Source organism: Shewanella sp. DNRA4 (genome assembly GCF_012843185.1).
Classification (GTDB): Bacteria; Pseudomonadota; Gammaproteobacteria; order Enterobacterales; family Shewanellaceae; genus Shewanella; species Shewanella xiamenensis.
In genome coordinates this window covers 122,715-143,204 of record NZ_JABAIP010000010.1, presented here as the reverse complement: position 1 = coordinate 143,204, position 20,490 = coordinate 122,715, and the positions used below count along the sequence as shown (strand labels likewise).

Annotated in this window: 16 protein-coding genes and 2 tRNA genes; 6 read left to right on the top strand and 12 right to left on the bottom strand. The window is 40.3% G+C overall.

The annotated features are described in order from the left end of the window. Position 1 precedes the first annotated feature (1 nt). Entirely contained in the window at positions 2-1,186 is a 1,185-nt protein-coding gene (locus HG547_RS12475) for a response regulator (RefSeq protein WP_169548001.1), read from the bottom strand. An 8-nt stretch (positions 1,187-1,194) separates the two neighbouring features. After that, positions 1,195-1,773, bottom strand: a complete 579-nt coding sequence (locus HG547_RS12470; RefSeq protein WP_069454875.1) for a response regulator — start codon at positions 1,771-1,773, stop codon at positions 1,195-1,197. A 92-nt stretch (positions 1,774-1,865) separates the two neighbouring features. Between HG547_RS12470 and HG547_RS12465 the strand changes: the two genes are divergently transcribed. The 3 genes from HG547_RS12465 to HG547_RS12455 all read left to right on the top strand — a co-directional run bounded on the left by HG547_RS12465 (position 1,866) and on the right by HG547_RS12455 (position 7,891). Next, positions 1,866-3,176 (top strand): HD domain-containing phosphohydrolase, encoded by a 1,311-nt coding sequence (locus HG547_RS12465; protein WP_169548000.1) that lies wholly within the window; start codon positions 1,866-1,868, stop codon positions 3,174-3,176. 289 nt (positions 3,177-3,465) lie between these two features. Further along, on the top strand, positions 3,466-4,833 hold the full coding sequence (locus HG547_RS12460; RefSeq protein WP_169547999.1) for a HAMP domain-containing sensor histidine kinase: 1,368 nt from the start codon (positions 3,466-3,468) through the stop codon (positions 4,831-4,833). After that, a complete protein-coding gene (locus tag HG547_RS12455; protein ID WP_169547998.1) occupies positions 4,817-7,891 on the top strand; it encodes an ATP-binding protein in 3,075 nt (1,024 codons plus the stop codon). Before HG547_RS12460 ends, HG547_RS12455 begins: the two co-directional genes overlap by 17 nt. A 36-nt stretch (positions 7,892-7,927) precedes the next feature. Here the strand turns inward: HG547_RS12455 and HG547_RS12450 are convergent, their stop codons facing one another. The 7 genes from HG547_RS12450 to dnaQ all read right to left on the bottom strand — a co-directional run bounded on the left by HG547_RS12450 (position 7,928) and on the right by dnaQ (position 13,443). Beyond that, on the bottom strand, positions 7,928-9,226 hold the full coding sequence (locus HG547_RS12450; RefSeq protein WP_169547997.1) for an ATP-binding protein: 1,299 nt from the start codon (positions 9,224-9,226) through the stop codon (positions 7,928-7,930). A gap of 2 nt (positions 9,227-9,228) precedes the next feature. After that, positions 9,229-9,801, bottom strand: a complete 573-nt coding sequence (locus tag HG547_RS12445) for a chemotaxis protein CheC (protein ID WP_037419126.1) — start codon at positions 9,799-9,801, stop codon at positions 9,229-9,231. Next, positions 9,798-10,163: a response regulator gene (locus HG547_RS12440; RefSeq protein ID WP_037419128.1), complete on the bottom strand. Its 366-nt coding sequence runs from the start codon at positions 10,161-10,163 to the stop codon at positions 9,798-9,800. Before HG547_RS12440 ends, HG547_RS12445 begins: the two co-directional genes overlap by 4 nt. Before the next feature lie 697 nt (positions 10,164-10,860). Beyond that, positions 10,861-10,937: transfer RNA gene (locus tag HG547_RS12435), tRNA-Asp, on the bottom strand. 56 nt (positions 10,938-10,993) lie between these two features. Beyond that, positions 10,994-11,070 (bottom strand) — tRNA-Asp (locus tag HG547_RS12430). 164 nt (positions 11,071-11,234) lie between these two features. Continuing rightward, the gene (locus HG547_RS12425) at positions 11,235-12,704 is read right to left on the bottom strand and encodes a TIGR03503 family protein (protein ID WP_248278742.1); all 1,470 of its coding nucleotides are present in this window, start codon (positions 12,702-12,704) and stop codon (positions 11,235-11,237) included. Positions 12,705-12,714: 10 nt separating this feature from the next. Beyond that, positions 12,715-13,443, bottom strand: coding sequence for a DNA polymerase III subunit epsilon (dnaQ, locus tag HG547_RS12420; RefSeq protein WP_037419134.1), 729 nt, complete (start codon positions 13,441-13,443; stop codon positions 12,715-12,717). Between the two features lie 70 nt (positions 13,444-13,513). On the opposite strand from dnaQ, the gene rnhA reads away from it, so the two are divergent. After that, on the top strand, positions 13,514-13,990 hold the full coding sequence (gene rnhA, locus HG547_RS12415) for a ribonuclease HI (protein ID WP_037419137.1): 477 nt from the start codon (positions 13,514-13,516) through the stop codon (positions 13,988-13,990). Between the two features lie 23 nt (positions 13,991-14,013). Here the strand turns inward: rnhA and HG547_RS12410 are convergent, their stop codons facing one another. Both HG547_RS12410 and HG547_RS12405 read right to left on the bottom strand, forming a co-directional pair. Then, complete coding sequence (locus HG547_RS12410; RefSeq protein ID WP_069454870.1) at positions 14,014-14,913, bottom strand: LysR substrate-binding domain-containing protein; 900 nt, start codon at positions 14,911-14,913, stop codon at positions 14,014-14,016. A gap of 23 nt (positions 14,914-14,936) precedes the next feature. Continuing rightward, the gene (locus HG547_RS12405; RefSeq protein WP_037419144.1) at positions 14,937-15,671 is read right to left on the bottom strand and encodes a methyltransferase domain-containing protein; all 735 of its coding nucleotides are present in this window, start codon (positions 15,669-15,671) and stop codon (positions 14,937-14,939) included. 160 nt (positions 15,672-15,831) lie between these two features. Between HG547_RS12405 and gloB the strand changes: the two genes are divergently transcribed. Further along, a complete protein-coding gene (gene gloB / locus HG547_RS12400; RefSeq protein ID WP_169547996.1) occupies positions 15,832-16,632 on the top strand; it encodes a hydroxyacylglutathione hydrolase in 801 nt (266 codons plus the stop codon). Positions 16,633-16,883: 251 nt separating this feature from the next. Further along, complete coding sequence (locus HG547_RS12395) at positions 16,884-18,431, top strand: LysM peptidoglycan-binding domain-containing protein (protein ID WP_037419149.1); 1,548 nt, start codon at positions 16,884-16,886, stop codon at positions 18,429-18,431. A 219-nt stretch (positions 18,432-18,650) separates the two neighbouring features. Here the strand turns inward: HG547_RS12395 and HG547_RS12390 are convergent, their stop codons facing one another. Further along, positions 18,651-20,471 carry an AsmA family protein gene (locus HG547_RS12390; protein ID WP_169547995.1) on the bottom strand — a complete coding sequence of 607 codons (1,821 nt, stop codon included), beginning with the start codon at positions 20,469-20,471 and terminating at the stop codon, positions 18,651-18,653. Positions 20,472-20,490 lie beyond the last annotated feature (19 nt).

Below are 20,490 nucleotides of genomic sequence, written 5' to 3'. Positions count from 1 at the left end.
GTTATTTTCGTTCAATAGCTTGCTGATCATAACGCATGAACATCCGGACGGAGTCTTCTGCCATCATCAGATTACCCAGTAATAAATTATTCAGAACGGCTCGAGGCTCATCACCATCGTCGGGTATAAGACAGTAACTGACAGCATAATCCAACTTAGATGAGGTCAAATTAGCTTTACCAGTCACGGGGTCAATAATTGAAGCGGCCTTCTGTAAAGCGTCCATCTCGGAGGTAATATCAGGTAAACAAAGCACAAATTGTTCATTCGCTAGTAGTGCAAGCTCCCCTGCCGTACCAGTGGAATTAAGTAGCTGTAATGCAATATGCTCGATAGTCCGCTGCGCTTCTGAATAACCAATCATGCGGCTCCAGAGTTCAAAACTTTTGATCTTGATAACAACGAGAACCATAGCTCTGCGAGAATTGAGATATTGTGTTATCACCGAGATAAGCTGCTGATAATTAAGCAGCGAAGGAAGTTCAAATGCCGTGTTTAGCAACTCACCATCAGTCACGGGATTTAAACACAAAACGATCCCAGAAGGACCAGCTAAACGACAACTCACTTCTAATTCAGTGTGATTCAATAACCTAATAGATACACTCTGACCGATTGCAAATGTCTGTTCCTGCAAGGTTAACCTATCTGTTTCAACCAAAAACTCATCAAGCAAACGTCCCTCGACCAAGGTTGACCCCAAGAGCTTTGTCGCCGCAATATTAGCATGCACAATTTGATTAGATGGGGATATCTCGAGTAAGGCATCGGAACTAGCCAACAACATTTTTTGGGATTGGCGTTGAAATATCTGTTTGTTGTGATGCGTAAATGCATTCGCTATTTCATCAAGTAACTCGTTATCTTCCCAAGGTTTTTGCAGAAAACGATACGCACTACCCGCATTAAGTAATGATTTCACCGACTCAAAATCTGAATAACCACTAATGACAAGCCCGACGACTTCAGGATATAAGCGTTTGATTTTAGAAAGTAACAGCCCTCCATCCATATAGGGCATTCTAAAATCGGTCAAAACAACTTTACAATCATAAGTGAGTAATAGGTTTAACGCTTCTTCTCCACTTTGAGCTGTCTTTACCGAATAGCCAGAACGAGTTAATAAGCGTTTTAGGGCCTTTAAAATGCCAACATCGTCATCGACTAGTAGTAAAGAGTTATCCATTGTGGCCTCTAGCTTAAGAGCATATTTACTCTGTCCAATAGATCATGATTATCAAAAGGTTTTGCTATCGCATCATCCGCACCTAATCTAATCGACTCTGCTAACTCTTTAGGTGAAAGCCCTGATAATACTAAAATTTTAATATTTGCTAACTCCGGTCGCTCTCGAATAAATTGGATAACTTCAAAACCATTCAACCCAGGTAAGGACAGGTCAAGAAGAATTAAATCTGGCTTTTCAGCAATAATTTTCACCCCAGCCTGAAAACCATCCTGTGCCGATAAAATTGCAAAGGGTGTTGAATGGAGTGCCCGCCTGAGTGCATTTCGCATCGATAATTCATCATCAATGATAAGAATAGACTTTTTATCAGCCATTAACTCATTATTATTTGAGGCTAAAAAGGCTTCTGGCATTGGCATGTTTTGTTGATGTAGAAAACTAATGAAGTCATCAACCAAGACTCGATAATTACCCCGTCCAGGTAATTTGTGACCTTTTAATTGACCTTTAGCGATCCAGCGACTCACTGTGCGTTGATGAACATCGCAATATTGAGCAATCTCGCTTGGCTTGAGCGTTTTCATGCTCTCGTACCCATGATTATTCTTGCTTAGTTAACACTTATAGCATAATTTTAATCTATAAGACAAATAGGACAAATGCGATAGGTGACTTAATGCCAACCCCATCTGAAAGCACTCTGCCATTGATTTTGTGTGTAGACGATGAAGCCAGTATTCTAAAATCGCTACAGCGGCTTTTTATCGGTAAGGAGCTGCAGCTTTTATTGGCTGATAGCGGGAGCCAAGCTTTAGAGTTAATGAAGCAGCATAGAATCAATGTCATTATCACCGATATGCGTATGCCGAATATGACGGGGGCAGAATTTTTAGCTAAAGCGGCGGTATTACAACCAGACGCTTACCGCATTTTAATGACCGGTTATGCTGATCTTGCCTCGACGGTCTCTGCAATCAATCTTGGAAAAATCCACAGATATGTTCAAAAACCTTGGGATAATCAAGAACTATTAACTGTGGTTGACGAAGGATTAGCAATGTACCACTTAATTCGTCAAAACAAACAACTTACTGCCAAGGTAGCCGCACAAAACAAACAGTTAAAAGAACTCAATAACTCCCTTGAGGAAACCGTTCAAAAACGTACAGAACAACTTAAGCAAACACTATCAAAATTCAAAAACTTAGCAAGTGAACGACAAAAAGATGAAGCTGCTACCTTAGAGGTACTCTACAATATCATCGTGAGTTATCCACCACTCAGTGGCGAACTGGCCCGTAAAATCAGCGCCACCTGCGAATATCTTGCAAATGCATTGCAATTGCCCGCAGAACAGGTAGTTACGATAACAAAAGCGGGCTTATTTTCAGAAATCGGTAAAATCGCGCTCCCCACCAAAATAGCTGAAACGGCATATACCGACCTCTATGATCGTGAACGTCGTTTATTTAATGAACATCCATTACATGCCGAAGAGATCTTACTGCCGGCGATACATTTAAGCGAAATGTCACTCATCATCGTCAATCAATTAGAACGCTTTAATGGCGGTGGTGAACCCGCTCAAAAAGCAGGCGTAGACATCCCTCTTGGGTCACGAATATTGGCAGTAGCGAGAGATTTTTGGCTGCATGTTGAAGGCCGATACGATGGTAATAAAAAAAGCATGGCTGACGGCTTTGACGCAATAAAACTACGCCAGGGCAGTTATTATGACCCAGTGATAGTCAACGCTTTGTCAATTTTAGTCACTTCCGAAGAAGTAGACATAGCAAACAAAGCCAGAAGAGGACTACAAGTGAGTGCACTCAAAGCTGGTATGAAATTAAAGCAAAACTTATACAATCTTAAGCACATACTGCTGTTACCTGAAGGACATATACTAACCTCTGCTTCACTTGATAAATTATCAAAGTATCAGCTAAAACATAAGGAGCAATTGTTAGTTGAAATAGAAACAAACTAAAGCTTAAAACATTATAGATCAATGGGATGACTTAAATATATGACTCCCTGAATACATGTAAAATGCCCACGCTGTGATGTTAAAAGTCCGACAAATATTCAGCAGTTATCATCCCTATGACCATTGCGGTGATTATTTGCAAGCTAAACGAAGCTATACTCAGTGTTGATACAAAGCTAACTTTCATCCCTTCCATTAGCATTTGTAACGTTGACATACGTGCTCCATATCAACTGTGTCAAAACGACTAATACTCTTATAAAGTTAGCTGTGCAATTTGGACTATTGAATGAATAAAAATGACCAACAGCAATTGCTGATACAATTAAGAGCAGAAAATCAGGAATTATTAGAGTTTAAAATACTCAATAATTTAATTTCAAAATCGATGCAAGCTTTGACGGAAAACATAGACCAAGCTATGCCCTTTAGCGTCTTATTTTCACTAGTCAAACAGGAGCTAAAACCTGATCTTCAATTAATCGTAACTTGCAACCCAGAAAGTACTGAGCTGAGTATTTTAGCATGCACACATGAGGAACTAATTGGAAAACACATTACATTCGAAAATACTAAAACTGTAAAATTTGAGTTTACAGAAACAACAGTGATCAATTTAGACTCTACCTCTAATTGGTCAAGCACACTAAAACGCCTATTGCCCCAAGCGACATCAGCATTAATTCAGCCTGTAAAATTTAACAACAGTGATTATGCAATCATCTTGCTAAAAAAAGAGCCCTATAGCTTTAACTCTGGAGCGCAATCTATCATATCAAACTACTGTAGTTTTATCGCAAACACACTCACATTGAGAGACTATCGCCATATTGCAGCTGAACGCGACAGTTTATTTGCACAACAAAAAAGAATTGAAAACAGTTTAGCAAAAGAAGGAAAATTGGCGGCAATTGGTCAACTTGCAGCCGGTGTTGCCCACGAATTAAATAACCCACTAGGATTTATTTATAGTAACTTGAACACGCTTGACGTGTACTTAAAAGATATCAACTCATTCATAAAAGAAGTAAACAATACATATCCAGAAATTAATAAGTCCGTAAAAAAATATAAGCTTGACTTTATATTAAAAGACAGTATTGAATTAATTAATGAAAGTCAAGAAGGTGCTAGACGTGCGAGAGATATTATTAAAAACCTACGTAACTTCTCACATCCAGATGAACAAACAATATCAACTATAAACATAGTAAATCTTGTTGAAGATACGGTAAAGATAGCTAAAGTCAATCTAAAAAAACACATAAAAATAAATTTAACTCATCATTTAGAAAGTGCATTAGTCAAAGGAAACACAACACAACTAAGTCAAGTAATATTAAATATTATAAACAACTCCTATTATTCAATAAAACATCAAAAAGGATTAATTGAAATAGATATCACGAAGATAAATCATTGGATAAACATTGAAATAAAGGATAATGGGAACGGTATACATGAGACTGATATACCACATATCTTTGAACCTTTTTTTACAACAAAAGAAATTGGTGAAGGTACTGGGTTAGGGCTATCAATATCAAGAGCTATAGTAGAGCAACACAATGGATTTATTACTCTTGACTACACAGGGCCTTCGGGTACAAAATTTGTTATAGGTCTACCGGAGTCTAGCCATGCTAGCAATAATTAGAAGACATAATAAATCCATTAAGAAACATCGAATATTATTCTTATTATATTGTATTATCATTGGATTGGTTGCCAATTTATCAGTTGTAACCGTTCCAATTGCAGTACCTCTCAATATAGGCAATGTTGCAGCATTATTGATTCTAGCACGTTTAGGTCCCTTGTGGGCGTTAGTATGTTTTGTTTTTGTTACATCTCCACTCCCCTCTTTTATTGCTATAATACTAAGCCTTATACAAGTGGTATTATTTAATATTTATATTAAAAAAAATAGCTCAAACACAACGCAAATTTCTGTGATTTATTTTTTAGCAGCTATTCTCGTTATAAAAATGTTTTCACTGGAAGCTATAAAGGATAATTTATCCTTCTTGATTATATATTGCTCTTTATCAACGACATTATTTATTTGGAGTGTAAAAGCTGCACGTTTACTCCTTGCATTATATGTTAATAATGAGCAATTAAGAAAACAGTCATTGCAACATCAACTATCTTTTAGAGTCGGATTATACACAGCAATCCCTGCAACATTACTGATTACACTTGGTCTCAATGGACTGACGAGTTTAGAACTTGTGAAACAAATGGTTCATTATCAAAATGAAATTAACTCTCTTAAGGACAATATTGAGTTAAAACTAAAAGATTACATCGTAAAGATTGAAACTATTGTTAATACAACAGAAAAACAAGTTACCAAAAACACTTTAAAACTTCTTGTGGAACAATCTCCAGAATTTATATCTTCACTTGTAACAGATAATAATGGTATTGTTAGAGATTTCTACAAAGTTGATGCAAACACAAACAACATCGGCAACTTGAGCGTTGCAGACCGTCCCTATTTTTATTTGGTAAAACAAACAAAAACGTCTTTTATAAGTGATACCTTCAAAGGAAGATCACTCGGAGATGATCAATTATTTGCTGTAAGCACACCTATAATAAGAGAAAATAAATTTGATGGTGTTCTACAATTAGCAATAAAACTTAATTCATTACTGACATTATTTGATAAACATAATGATAGTATTTCACATCGTATACTCATAGATAAATCAGGAAGAAAAGTATGGGGAAACAATGTAAGTGGTGATATCGGCAGTGTCTGGACTCGACCTAAAGATAGCGAGCCGATGAAAGAAACATTTTTAAGAAAAAGTATATTCAACCCACTTAATCCTATTACATTTAGCAAAGATGCGCATCACTTTATCATCGATGAAAAAATAGGTTTAACTGGTTGGGAGTTATATTTTTTCATTGACACTAACGATCTCTTCATAAAACTTTCAATTTATTTTTTTCTTGCTCTAGCCTTAATCACTATAATATTAGAAATATCTGTTAGACTATCAAAAAGATTTGTAAAAAACTACACACAGGCATTGGAGCAATTGGTAGATTACACTCAACAATGGGATGGCAAAACCTTAAATAGCAGAGCATTGAATCTTACTCAATCGGCGCTTGAAATTGACACTTTAGCGCATAGCTTTATAAATATGCAACGACGAGTAACTGGTGCTCACAACGCAACAATATCATCAATGAATGAGGTAAGACTTCTTAATGAAGAGTTAGAAGAAAGAGTTGAAAAACGAACAAGAGAATTAGAAGAAGAGCGCGATAAAGCAAATCATCTAGCAGCAATTAAAACTAGATTCCTTGCTAATATGAGCCATGAAATTCGTACTCCAATAACGATAATTAAAGGTTTCACTGAACAAATTTTACCCATTACCCATGGTGAAGTACATACTGCTCTTTGCAAAATTGAACAAAATATATCTCACCTTCAAAGTATAATTAATGACATTTTAGACGCGGCTAAAATTGATGAAGGAAAAATGACTATAGCTGAGCAATCGGTTGCTATTGAACCGCTTTTAAACAGCTTAAGTGATGCATTAACTATTTTAGCACATTCGAAAAATTTAACCACTCAGTTAGACATTAATCTATCAAATATTAAATATATAAAAACAGACCCTTATAGACTTAAGCAGATATTACTCAATTTTATTAGTAACGCAGTAAAGTTCACGCAAAAAGGTACTATAAAATTAGTTGCGAACATAACAGATAAAAATGAGTTATATATTGCAATTATCGACAACGGCATTGGTATTTCATCTGAACAAGCATCAAGTTTATTTCATGCATTTACTCAAGCAGACTCCAGTACCAGTAGAGATTATGGCGGTACAGGTCTAGGATTATTTATCAGCAAACAATTAGCTAATGCTATGTCTTTACAACTTAATATGCATAGTACAGTTGGGATTGGGTCTTGTTTCTCTATCACATTACCCGCAGAAAAATTAATTAATAATGTTGCCATAACGCATGATGAAATCAACATTATTCAAAATGAAATCATAGACTGGAAAAAGAAAAGCATCTTATTTGTTGATGATGTAGAGGATATTAGAGACTTAGTAGCCATTTACCTAAAAGATACAGGAATAAGTATAGATTTTGGTGTCAATGGTGAAGAAGCAATACAATTAGCATCTCTAAAACATTACGATCTGATCATATTAGACCAACAAATGCCAGTTATCGATGGACTTACCGCTGCAAATACAATACGTGCGATGAGTAAAAATATTCCTTTATTATTATTAAGTGCTGATATTTTTTATGATGACAGTGAAAAAAATAGCGCTTTCAACAAAAAAATCACAAAACCTTTTAGCAAACAACAACTCATTGATACCTTGCAATATTTTCTGGGAGAAAACCAATCAACATATAATAAGCAAAAAAAAGAAGATGACATATTAGACAATGATTTAACAATTGAATATCTAAAAACCTTACCTAATACATTGTCTTTATTAAAGCAACTTATCAATGATGGAGAAGTAACAAAGTTAGGACATGAATTACATAAGCTAAAAGGAACAAGTGCGTGTTTAGGGCTTAGCAATATATCGTCATGTGCGGCACATCTCAATGTGCAACTAAAAAATCGAATGATAACCCTAGAAGAAATCAACGAATTGTCAACCGCTATAACGGATGCACTTTTAGCTGAAAATGAAAAATAATAGGATATAATATCAATGGTAGCACATGAGTCAGAGCTAACACTCAAAAACATCAGCAGGAGTTAAGATTGGTAATATCACAGTGAAAGAAGTGCCCACACCTAAAGTAGAAGTGACTTTAATCTCACCTTTATGCTTTTGAACTATACTGTAGGATAATGATAAACCAAGCCCTGTGCCTGTTCCGACAGGTTTGGTGGTGTAAAAAGGTTCAAATATTTTACGTATATCTTGTGCTGCAATACCAGAACCAGTATCACGAATAACAATCATAAATTCTGATTCTGTCGCACTTACATCGATAGATATTTCACCTCTTTCCTCTATAGCTTGCGCAGCATTAACTAACAAATTAAGGAATACTTGATTAAGCTGCATTGGCTGACAATATAGCTCTGGCAAATTATCCTGGAAATTACGAAGAACAACAGCTTTATATTTAATTTGGTTAGCAGCAATTTTTAATGTATTTTCAATACCCTCTATTACATTAGCATATTGCCATTCACTACTATCTACATGAGAAAAAGACTTGAGGCTTTTCACTATTACGGCAACGCGATCTAATCCCTCAATCGATTCATTGATTAAATCAGGTAAATCTGAGCATATAAATTCAAACTGATGTCGCTTCAACATATCTTGTTCAAGTGCAAAATAAGGCGGAGACCCAATCTTATGTACTAGTTTTTGATAAAAGCTAAGTAATTTTAATAACTTATCATTATAATCTTGTAAGCTTTGTAAGTTTGAATTCACAAAACCAATTGGATTATTGATTTCATGAGCAACACCTGCTGCTAACTGCCCAATTGCGGCCATTTTTTCAGATTGTAATAATTGATTCTGAGCAGCCTCTAGTTTTTTATTGAGAAGACTCAGTGCAGTATGCTCTTGTTCCAACTGTTCAGAAAGGCATTTTTGTGCTTGGTAATAACTTGCAAGCTCAGTTACATCTTGCACAATTAAACAAACTGTTTTCACTTGATTATTTTCTATATCGAGCGGGAAAAACTCAATATTTTGGTACATAGCAGTCTCTTCACCTGTAATAGGCCGACTGCTACTAAAGTCAAATACATGTGGACGATGTTCCCAATATGAGAAACTGGCATTATTAAGCACAAAAACGCTATTAATTTTTTTTTGAAGAAATTTTGCGGCATCAGGGAATAACACGAGTAAGTTATTTTCGTGTGTAACTGACTTATTATCGGTTGACAATCTATCGGTAAAAAATTCATTCCAGTAAATAATTTGATAAAACTCATCAACCACACAAATTCCAAGTGGTAAGCGTGAAGTAAGCTTCTGCAATAGCTGTGACTGACTCATAATTACTCCAGCAACTGCTGTAGTTTCGCTAATAAAGTTTGAACTGATGCCTCTTCCAAACAGATCACAACTTTTGAGTCAAACTGACTCACTTCCACTTTAAACTCAACCTCCATCATTAAAGTACTTGCCCATCTATAGTGGTAATGCTGACTAGCCGCATTGTACATTGTCGGCATACTTAACTTTGCGTTTAATGAAAGTTGCTCAGCAAATCCGGTTAAACATGCACCAGCTAAAATATTGGCAAGTTCTAACAACAATTCATTTAACCGGTCTTGAGTAAGTGGCAGTTCATACTCCATTAATGTACCAATCGCATCGCAGCCCTGCTTAGATAGCGTTGAAATAACTTCACCTTTAATACTGCCTAAAAATGATTGGCGTGTGTACCACATTGCCTCGTCCGATAGCATAGAGACAAATTGTTCAGGAGTAACATCACTGATTTTAGGAATTGATAGTGTAATTTTCGCTTCGATTAAACGAGCAAGTGAATTAGCTGCTTGCCCCATAGAAATATTCATCAATTCCTGGAGCGCGTCTCGCTGTTCTTCAGATAGCAACATGTTCATATTAGCCCCACATCGAAAAGTGCTTCTCTTAACTGTGCGGGTTGTAACGGTTTTTGTAAGAAACGAAAAGCACCTAGGGAATCAACTAACAATTTAGCTTCTGGCTGTATATCTGCACTTATCACAATAACAACCGTCTTTGATTGTTGTTCATGAAGACATTTAAGTACTCCGAATCCATCAAGTTCAGGCATGGTCAGGTCAAGAAATAGTACCTCAGCCTTACCTGAATTAGCTGCTTCTAGGGCTTCTTTTCCATTGCACGCTTCAGTAATCTCAACATCCCAGTCCTCCGGTAAAGCTCGTCTTACCGCTTTTCTGGACATTAAAGAATCATCAGCAATTGTGACAGGTATTGGCATAGCATCACCTCATGAGTGTCTCATCTGTCTTATATTAGTCGTTATTCACTATGCGTCAATGTTAAGCGCTAATAATAAGAATCTTAGCAGAACCTTCAGCACAAGGATTTTCTCGATAAGATTCAGCTTAAAAAATAACTCATGCCAAAACAACAAACTAGTAAAACTATTCCACCATCTTGATTGCATTCCAGTTGCTTTCAGCATGAAAATTTAGCTAACAGTCAGTTGTAGCTTTAACTTGGCTGAAAATAGATGAACAGCTTGGTTTTAAATGAACGCGAGTAGCAATATTGGAATAAAACCACATAACAGAATACGACCAATTTATTTGAGGTATTAGGGCGTGTTGAGAACGTTTCAGAGTGGTTTATTTCAGCAGTTTAGCTGGTTATACGAGGCAAAGTTCGTTCTGAATAGTTAAGCTACATAAAACTAAGATAACTCAGCAGAAACGTCAGCCAAATACTGCCCGAAGAGTTCATTCTAGCAAGATTTTTCTCTTACTTTCAGTGATTAGAGACGCTCGTTATTTAAGTAAAATAACGGCACATAATTACTCGCTTCGCGAGCAGCACTTGCTCAAACGAACAAAATTGAATCTTAAAATATCATCATTCTCTAGACGGTAGGCATTAGTGGTTTACTGATATCGCAAATGAAAAAGCCTCATCAAATGATGAGGCTTTTTCCTATTTGGCGGAGCGGACGGGACTCGAACCCGCGACCCCCGGCGTGACAGGCCGGTATTCTAACCAACTGAACTACCGCTCCAAACTTTTTATTATACCGCTGTAACAGCACTATAATTTTAACTTGCATAACTTGACTGGCGGAGCGGACGGGACTCGAACCCGCGACCCCCGGCGTGACAGGCCGGTATTCTAACCAACTGAACTACCGCTCCACTCAAGTTGCGGTGAATAATACGGTTGAGCGTTCGAAGCGTCAACCGTTTTTTTCACTCAATTGCATCGATTAGTTAAAATTTCGCCAAACTTAACAAAACCCCATGATAAGTGAACAAAATATCTGCAAATCCCGATGTAAATCTCACCCTTTCCTTCACTTTTATCTACGATTATCAGGTTCATCTGGCATAGTTAAATCTATTTCATCAAGAGATGGGACATCAGCTTTATTTTGTTCCGCTTCATCTAAAATCCGCTGTTCGGCGGCGGCTAATGCTTGTGCCAAACTTTGACGCTTACGCCAAATAATCAGCCCAACCACACCCAGTAGCACTAACACCACATTGACGGTGATAATCCAGAAGATCGCTTCCTGCTTAGCGAGAGCCTCTTCCTCTGCAGCCTTTTGCGCGGCCACAGCTGCGAGCTCTTCTTCGCTAGGTGGTGGCTCGGGCGGTTGCACTAGGTTGAAGAACAGTTCAGGTAAATCGAGTACTATTTCACGGCCAGTGACTGTCGTTGTCGCAGCAGAGCCTTTTATTCGGTAACTGCCAAACTCGGTCACAGGCGGTATCGGCAATTCAGTGTCGCTCTCCTTAAGCCCATGAACTACGAGGGGAAGTTGCAAACCAGCAGGTCCAACAAGCTCAAATGAAAAATGGGTCTCAGCTAGCTGTAATACGCGACTATCGGCATGTAGCATGATTTTCCATTGACCCGTCAAAGGATCTTCAGGAGTTATCACCTCTGCATTTACGGGTCGTGGAGATAAGCTAAAAGGAAATGAGACTTGCCTTTCAAATACGTTGTTACGCGCTTGAACGACAAAGTCGTACTCACCCCATGGCTGCTTAAGATTGATATCGCCTGTAAATATGCCGTCATCAGGTCTTTCATCGAACTTTTCACCATTATCTTTGTAGGAACCAACGATAATGTCACCTGCGGCAAAGTTTTCATCGCCCGTACGATGCTTACTGACAAAGTGCGCGGTCCACTCGACTAAATAGTCCATCCCAGGCATGCGAACGCGCTCTGCATCTCCCATTAATTGGGCAATCACTTTGGTTTGTTCGCCTTGAAATAATGGCTGAGGTAATCGTTGAACTTCAATCTCAAGCTTTGAAACCCGTTTAATTTTCGAGCCCGGCACCACCTTCCCCACTAATTGCCAAGGACCAGGCTGGGGTGATTCGATATAAATAATATCTCCGGTCATACCATCAACCCATTTAACGGTTTCTGGATGACGATTGGCGTACCACTTACTGCCATCGGGCAAGACAATCACCACGGGGGCCGAACCATATTCTCGCTGGATCATGAGTGTCATACTGCTGACCATATGATCCACCCGAAAACGATTTTTAAGCTCAGAAGCCGTATCTACGGGCACGACTTTCATATTCGATGGCTTGGACGACGTGTTTACCTTACTCTCAGCACTGTTTACCTTAACCTCAGCACTTGGCTCAGCAGTATTTTGAACCTTAGCTGCCATATCGGTAGTCGGCTTTGTCGGCTTAGCGGTCACTGGTTCCGTATCAGCCGCAAACAATGACGTGCTCAAGCTAAGGTAGCCGAGTATTAACGTGGTATTGACTAGAGATTTTCGCAGCGACATCGTCATAGGCTAAAAATTATCCTCTCCAGAGGCACTTTCCTGATTTTGCGACTAAATCAAGGCGTTGTTCATGTATAACGAGTTCATCGGCCGATGCGCTGATCACTTTAAGATTAAGTGATGCGGGATCAAAGCGTTGAATGCCTCCCGCCTCTTGACCAACTTCTTCGTTAGAGAGATTGAACTTAGTCTGACCTCCCGTCATCGACAAATACACATCGGCAAGAATTTCGGCGTCGAGTAATGCGCCGTGGTAATGGCGGCGGGAATTGTCGATGCCATATCGTTTGCAGAGAGCGTCTAAGTTGTTTTTTTGCCCAGGATGCAAAAACTTAGCGATATCGAGGGAGTCTAAAATATCACAAATGTCGCGAGTCTTTGGTCCTAACGGTTGCAGTAAGGAAAACTCATGGTCCATAAAGCTCACGTCGAAGTTTGCGTTATGGGCTACAATTTCTGCGCCACTGATAAAATCGATAAACTCTTGCGCTATTTGATGAAATCTTGGCTCATTTGCAACACGCTCATCGGTGATCCCGTGAACAGCAATCGCTTCTGGATCAATCGCTTGGCCAGGATTGATATATTGATGGTAATAACGCCCCGTTAAACGGCGGTTGATGACCTCAACACAACCTATCTCAATAATTCGGTGTCCTAAATACACCGCACCACTCCCCTGGTTCATACCAGTGGTTTCAGTATCCAAAATAACCTGACGGCTTGCGTTTGAGATAATATTCATACTTTTATGCGCTTCTTATGACTTTTTTTGGTTATACTCGGCCGATATTTACGCCGCTGGTAACCACTTGATGACTGAACTAAAACTAATCCACATCTTCACCGATGGTTCTTGCTTAGGCAATCCGGGCCCCGGTGGCTATGGCATTGTAATGAATTATAAGGGCCATACAAAGGAGATATCCGATGGTTTTGCCCTGACAACCAATAATCGCATGGAATTATTAGCCCCAATCGTTGCGCTTGAGGCCCTAAAAGAACCCTGTAAAATCATTCTCACCAGCGATAGCCAATATATGCGCCAAGGGATCACCACTTGGATCCACGGCTGGAAGAAAAAAGGCTGGATGACATCTAATCGAACGCCGGTGAAAAATGTCGATCTTTGGAAACGTTTAGATAACGCCGCTCAACTCCACCAAATTGATTGGCGCTGGGTAAAAGGCCATGCCGGACACGCGGAAAATGAACGCTGTGATCAACTTGCTCGCGCCGCCGCAGAGGCAAATCCTACGCAAATTGATGCAGGTTATCAGGCGGAGTCCTAACACTTATCGCTGCTAGAACACCATTATTCTCGTGATAAATGGAAAAAATTACTGCAAAACTGCACAAAGGCCAGCCCTAACGACGTTGCTTGGCGACTCTTATGAGTGATGCGGTAAAACTGCCGCTCTAACACTAATCCTTCAATGGTGACTAGAGCCAATTCTTTTCGACTAATGTCTTTATCCAACGCAAGTTCTGACAAAACCCCCAAACCAGCACCTTGTTTTACCGCCAACTTGATGGCATCGGGCGTGGTAAAGCAGAACTTAGCCTCCGGTTGCATACCTAGTTCATTGGCCGCATTAACAAAATATTCCCGAGTTCCCGATCCCTCTTCACGCAGCACCCAAGATTGGCCTTTTACGGCCAAAGGCTTAACCGTTTGCCCTGCCAATGGATGAGCGGGATGGCAAAACACCAATAATCGATCCTTGTGCCACGGCTCGATATGAAGACGGTTATCAGTACAATGCCCTTCAATAAACCCCATTTCGGCACGAAATTGTGCAACGGATTGAATCACTTCTTGGGTATTGGTGATCGCCACGTCTACATGGGTTTGGATATGTTGCTGGCAAAATGCGACTGCCGCTTTCGCCAGTAAATAATTACCAATCGTTGAGCTTGCACTCACACTTAAGTGTCCAACCAAATCACCATCTTGACGAGTAAATGCCTGCTCAATTTGTTCAACACGATGTAAAAGATCGGTGGCCAACGGCAACAAGAGGTTACCCTGCGAATTCAGTTGCAGACGATTGCCAATTCTTTCAAATAACCGGGCATTGAGCTGTTTTTCCAATTCGGCTAAGGCCATAGAGGTCGCAGGCGGCGATAGATTAACTTGTTCAGCCGCTTTTGCCACCTGACCACTGCGTGCGACGGCTTCAAAAACTGCAAGTTGCCTTAGGGTAATTCGCATATCGGACTCATTAATCGATGATGTTATTTTATATGTTCGGATAAATGCCCAGTGCGTCCGGCGCTTGGCGCAGTGGCCCAATTGGGTTGTCGAACCTTACGTTTGTCACGGATTGGGGTTAATGGTGATTCTAATTTTCGAGCCACAATCAAATACAAACTCCCCGCACTGGGAAGCCATGAAGCTAAGGTTTGCTGTAAAAAACGGCCACGATTCAATTCGCCGATCAGGGGATGGTAAACCAAACGCTCATCACTCACCACTTGATAACCAAGTAGCCCTAACCAATCTCGCACCCTAGATGGCATAAAAAAGCGTCCGCACCAAGGTAGATCATCTTGATATTTCGGCCACAGCTTGCCAAGAAACACTGAGCTTAAGGGGTTAAAGCCCACAATAAATAAATAACCACCGGCGATCAGCACTCTGTCGGTTTCCCGTAAAATACGGTAAGGATCAGCCTCAAACTCTAGTAGCAGGCTCATCACCACAGCATCAATCACCCCATTTTGTATCGGCAAATGACAAAAATCCCCCATTAACGAGGCTGTTGGTGCTGAGCATAGTGAAAAATGATGAGCAACAGGGGATGCCATACTGGAGAGCTGTGCACTTAAGGGGCCCAACTTCAACAAATGATAACCAAACACCCTTGGCCACCAATCAGTGAGCTTATCGGTAACAGCTTGCTGGAGTGCGTCGCCATTGGGTAAATCTTCCCATTGCTCAGGTTTACGCACAGAACTGTTATACGACACAACTCACCTCACTTTCCGTTATCTTATTACTTTTACCGAGTTAAGACCTTCATTGAACATCCATCATTAGGTGATTTAAAAATCACAATAGTCGCCAACTGATATCCACCTGTGGATAATAACCTCATCTTGAAATCAAAATACAGCTATCGGCGGTGCTATGCTCACTATAACAGCGATTAATGCCTTTAATGACAATTATATCTGGGTGTTGCGACAAGACTCCCAGCAAACGGTGTATGTGGTTGATCCTGGCGATCCACATGTTGTGCTCGACTACTTACGTAAACATCAACTTACGTTAGCGGGTATTTTGATCACTCATCATCATCATGATCATACAGGTGGAATAACCGCCCTCGCCGCCCATGTTAAGCAGACAACAGACCAGATTCTGGCTGTCTACGGTCCGCAACGTGAAGCTATTCAAGGCATCAATCAGCCAATCGACCCTACAAGCAATACACTTACATTGCCCTTTATCGATGAGCCCATACACATCTTGTCTGTACCTGGGCATACTGCTGGTCATATAGCGTATCTACTTGATGGTGCCCTATTTTGTGGCGATACACTCTTTAGTGCAGGCTGCGGTCGTTTATTTGAGGGCACCCCTGCACAAATGTGGCAATCTTTAAGTTTGCTCGCGGCGTTACCCGATGAGACTCGAGTGTACTGCGCCCATGAATATACTCTTGCGAATCTTAAATTCGCCCAAGAGGTAGATGCAGATAACGCTGCACTCAACATGTATGTAGAACAAGCCAACACAATGCGTGCCCAAAACAAAGCCACTATACCCTCCACCATTGGGTTAGAGCGGGCAATCAATCCCTTCCTTCGTCCGTTAGCGCCTACCATAGTCAACAGCATAAAAAGTAAGTTTTGTGACCAAGATCTGACTAAAGCTGATGAACTAAGCTGTTTTACCCTACTTCGGCAGTGGAAAGATATTTTTTAGTAAAAAATGATCCATTTATGGCTGAAATTTATACAGATTTTTCCACTTTTGATGACGTAAATCAAAAGTGACCCTACAAGATGTACGATAATTTAGGGACAAGCTCGAAAAGATCCCATAGAATGGCTCGTTTTTGCGTGAATACTTTGCGCTCTGTGTTGCCACTTTTTTTCACATAATCAATTCGTTAGATAATTTACGTTGTACGAAGAGTGCAGTGGCAATGCACTAACAGAGGACTATCGTTTTCCATGAGAGTATCACTTTATGTTGTAGTAGGGGGATTTGCCCTACTCACAGGTTGTCAGACGTTAGACAACCCTCAGGTGCCCAAACCTGAAGCTGAAACCGTCACGACCGAAAATACCGTCCCACAGTATTATCTCGCAACCGAACCTGAATCGGCGCAAATTACTGATGTATGGGAACGAATTCGTCAAGGAATGCAGTTACCTATTCCAGACAAGAAACTCGTTAACTATTATCGCGATTGGTACATTAACAACCCTAAACACCTTGAATTGATTTCTGAGCGTGCAGCGCCTTACATGTATTTGATCGTCGAAGAGCTTGAAAAACGCCATCTACCAATAGAGATAGCCCTGCTTCCGATTATTGAAAGCGCTTTCGATCCCAGTGCTTCTTCGGCCAGTGCTGCCTCAGGGCTTTGGCAATTTACCACCCCGATGGCGAGCCACTTTGGGTTAGAAATGAACTGGTGGTATGACGGCCGTCGCGATGTGCCTGCATCCACGACAGCAGCCCTAGATATGCTCGAATATTTGTACGATAAAACCAATAATAATTGGCTTTATGCAATTGCGGCCTACAACTCAGGAGAGTCACGCGTACTCAATGCGATTAAACGCAACGAAGATAAAGGTCTTAAAACCGATTTTTGGTCGCTCGATCTCCCTAAAGAAACCAAACGTTATGTGCCACAGTTATTGGCGCTCGCCGAAGTGATTAAACATGCCGATGAATATGGCATTACTCTGGCACCCATTGATAACAGCCCCTCAATCGAAGTGGTTGATATAGACAGTCAAATTGACTTAGCCATGGCAGCAGGTCTCGCCAATATGACCACCAATGAGCTGTTAAAGCTCAATCCAGGTTACAATCGCTGGGCAACCTCACCAATGGGCCCACACACTTTAGTATTACCCATTGATAAATCTGAAGAGTTCAAAAAAGCACTTGCAGAAACAGAAAGTGAGGCCCGTGTAAGCTGGCTTAGATATACGATTAAGCCTGGAGATAGTTTAGGGTCTATTGCAGAAAAACATCATACAAGCATCAATGCGATCCGTGCAGCTAATGGTATGAAAAACAACAATATCATTGCTGGAAGACCGCTAATTATCCCAGTCTCTGCTGATGATAAACAACTGTATGCCCTATCAACCAGTCAGAAATTACCTAAAAAAGCCGCTGTTGCCGCCTCGGGTAACAAGTTGACCTATAAAGTAAAATCCGGTGATAGTTTGTGGCAAATTGCCCAAGCACATAATGTTAGCGTCAAACAGTTAATGACTTGGAACCATTTAAGCAAAGACAGCAAATTACAAAGTGGTCAGCAATTGACGATTGTTGCACCACAAGAAAAACACGATAACGAGCAGATCCGAACCGTCAGCTACAAAGTTAAGGCTGGTGATTCACTCGCGCGAATTGCAAACAAGTTTAAGGTGACTGTTCCTGAACTTCGCGAATGGAACGGCTTAACCGCATCACAATATATTCAACCCGGTCAAGTGTTGAAACTGGTTGTAGATGAAAGCAATTTAAATACATAAAGCATTTAAGTGTTAATCACTCTAAATACCTTATGTTTAATTTGTTAATAAAATCGTCTTGCATCTAAAATAAAGATCAACATAAAAAAGCAGTAACCTCTGGGTTACTGCTTTTTTATTGGCTCAATACGCCGTTATCTTTCGAGCAGAACGTTGCCGGTTACGCTCACACATCGACTGTTGACGTAGGAGATGACAGAGCACGCAAATCTTGCATACCTACAAGCCGCCCAACTTTTTAAGTAGCGAATCCTTTAATTTTTCTTTCGCTTTATCAGTCTCTTCCTTCAACTGATTATTTAATAACGCTTGAGTATCTAAGGCATATTCCGGCTTTTGGAAAGTACCGGTAATCGCGAGAGGGATATCAATTCCTGCCAGCGCATCTTTCTCACTGCCACCTTGACCTTTAAGAGAATTGACTAAACTGGTCGTTAACCGATAATCCAGAGTTTGCGTCAAGAGATCCGCGCTGCCCTTACCCGCAAGCCTAAGCAAAGGTGAAGACATAGCGAGATCAGGGTTTGTCGCTACACCATGTTCAAGGGAGAAGTTACCGGTTAGGCTCGAGAAGTCGGTTTTACGCTCCTCTTTCGTGTCCGCAGACAAATCCCCCTTTAATTTAGCCTGAGCACTACGGATCATCTGCGGGATATTGACACCGTAAAGGGCACCATCGGTGATATCAAAACGACCATTCGCGAGGAGGTTTTTCTTTAATTGTTCAGGAATTAAGCTCTTACCTTTGCCTTTTACATTAAAATTTGCCGTTCCCGCCAGAATATCTAGCTTGGCCGCATCCTTAAGTAATGGTTGAATTTGAACACCTGATATTTGCTTATCAAATTGGTAACTTGACACTTTTGATCGCGCATCAACCTGAGCATTGAGCATTAACTTACCTTGGTAGAGATCTGCACTTAGCTGCTTAAGATCAACCTCACCATTTTTAATGCCTAAATCCATTAACCAATTTTGCGTAGACAAATTCGCGACTTTGATCGATTTAACCGCCAATATTAGCTTCGCATCCAAACCATTAAGCGCCGTTAAATCGGGTTCAACAGCCTGAGTCTGTGAAGACGCAGCTGCGGTTTGTTCTTCTGAAGTGTCAGATTTTGGTAGCAAAGCATCGAGGTCAATATCCCCAAATTGGAAATCCGCACTAATTTTCGGCACTTTGCTCCCGTAACTGACGGTCAACTTACCCGCTACATTGATATCCATTGCGGTTAATTTACTGATGTCCGCCGATAACTGCTTTTTATCTAATGCGATTTGGCTGTTTAGACTAACCTCGGCGGTCAATTTTTTATTAGGGATCCCCTCGCCTTCAACTTGAGTCTCAATATCCAGCTTCTCAATCACCAGCTGATTAAAATCATGACTTAACTTGATTTGCCCTTCGCCTTTACTGCTCACTGTCATATCCGGCAAGGTCGCGGCAAATTCGTAAGCCATCGGCGCAAATTTATCGAGTGAAAATGCCCCCAAAGTGAACTGTTTTAAGGTTAAGGTTTGGGTTTGCCCTTTAGCTTCATCAATTAAATTGATTTGCGTATTCGTAATAGAAATACCACCTACATCGATACTGGCTAATTGTGCTTTAGCACTTGATTCAGATGGGGTAGCAGATAGCTCAGTGCTCTTGCCCGTTAAGCCATCTAGGCTTGAGCTACCATTTTTACGGGTGACCAAATTGATTTTTGCGCCATCAAGAGTGAGCTGAGCGATTTCAATTTGCTTGCTAAACAGTGGTATAAGCTCAACCTCAGCTACGGCTTTATTAACTTCAAGCATCGATTTTGGGGTAAATCCCTCAGGGTTAGATAGGGAAACACCGCCTAAATTAATCCCTATGGTTGGAAAAAATGTCCATGACAAGTCATCGGTTATTACTAACTCGCGCCCAGTTTGTTTTTTAACAGCGTTGACAATTTCGGGTTTAAAATCATTAGGGTCAAAGAAAACAGTAAGATATAAGGCGACAGCGACAATGAAGGTCGCCAGAATGGCTAAAAACCACTTAATGAATTTCATGAAAACATCCTTATCAATA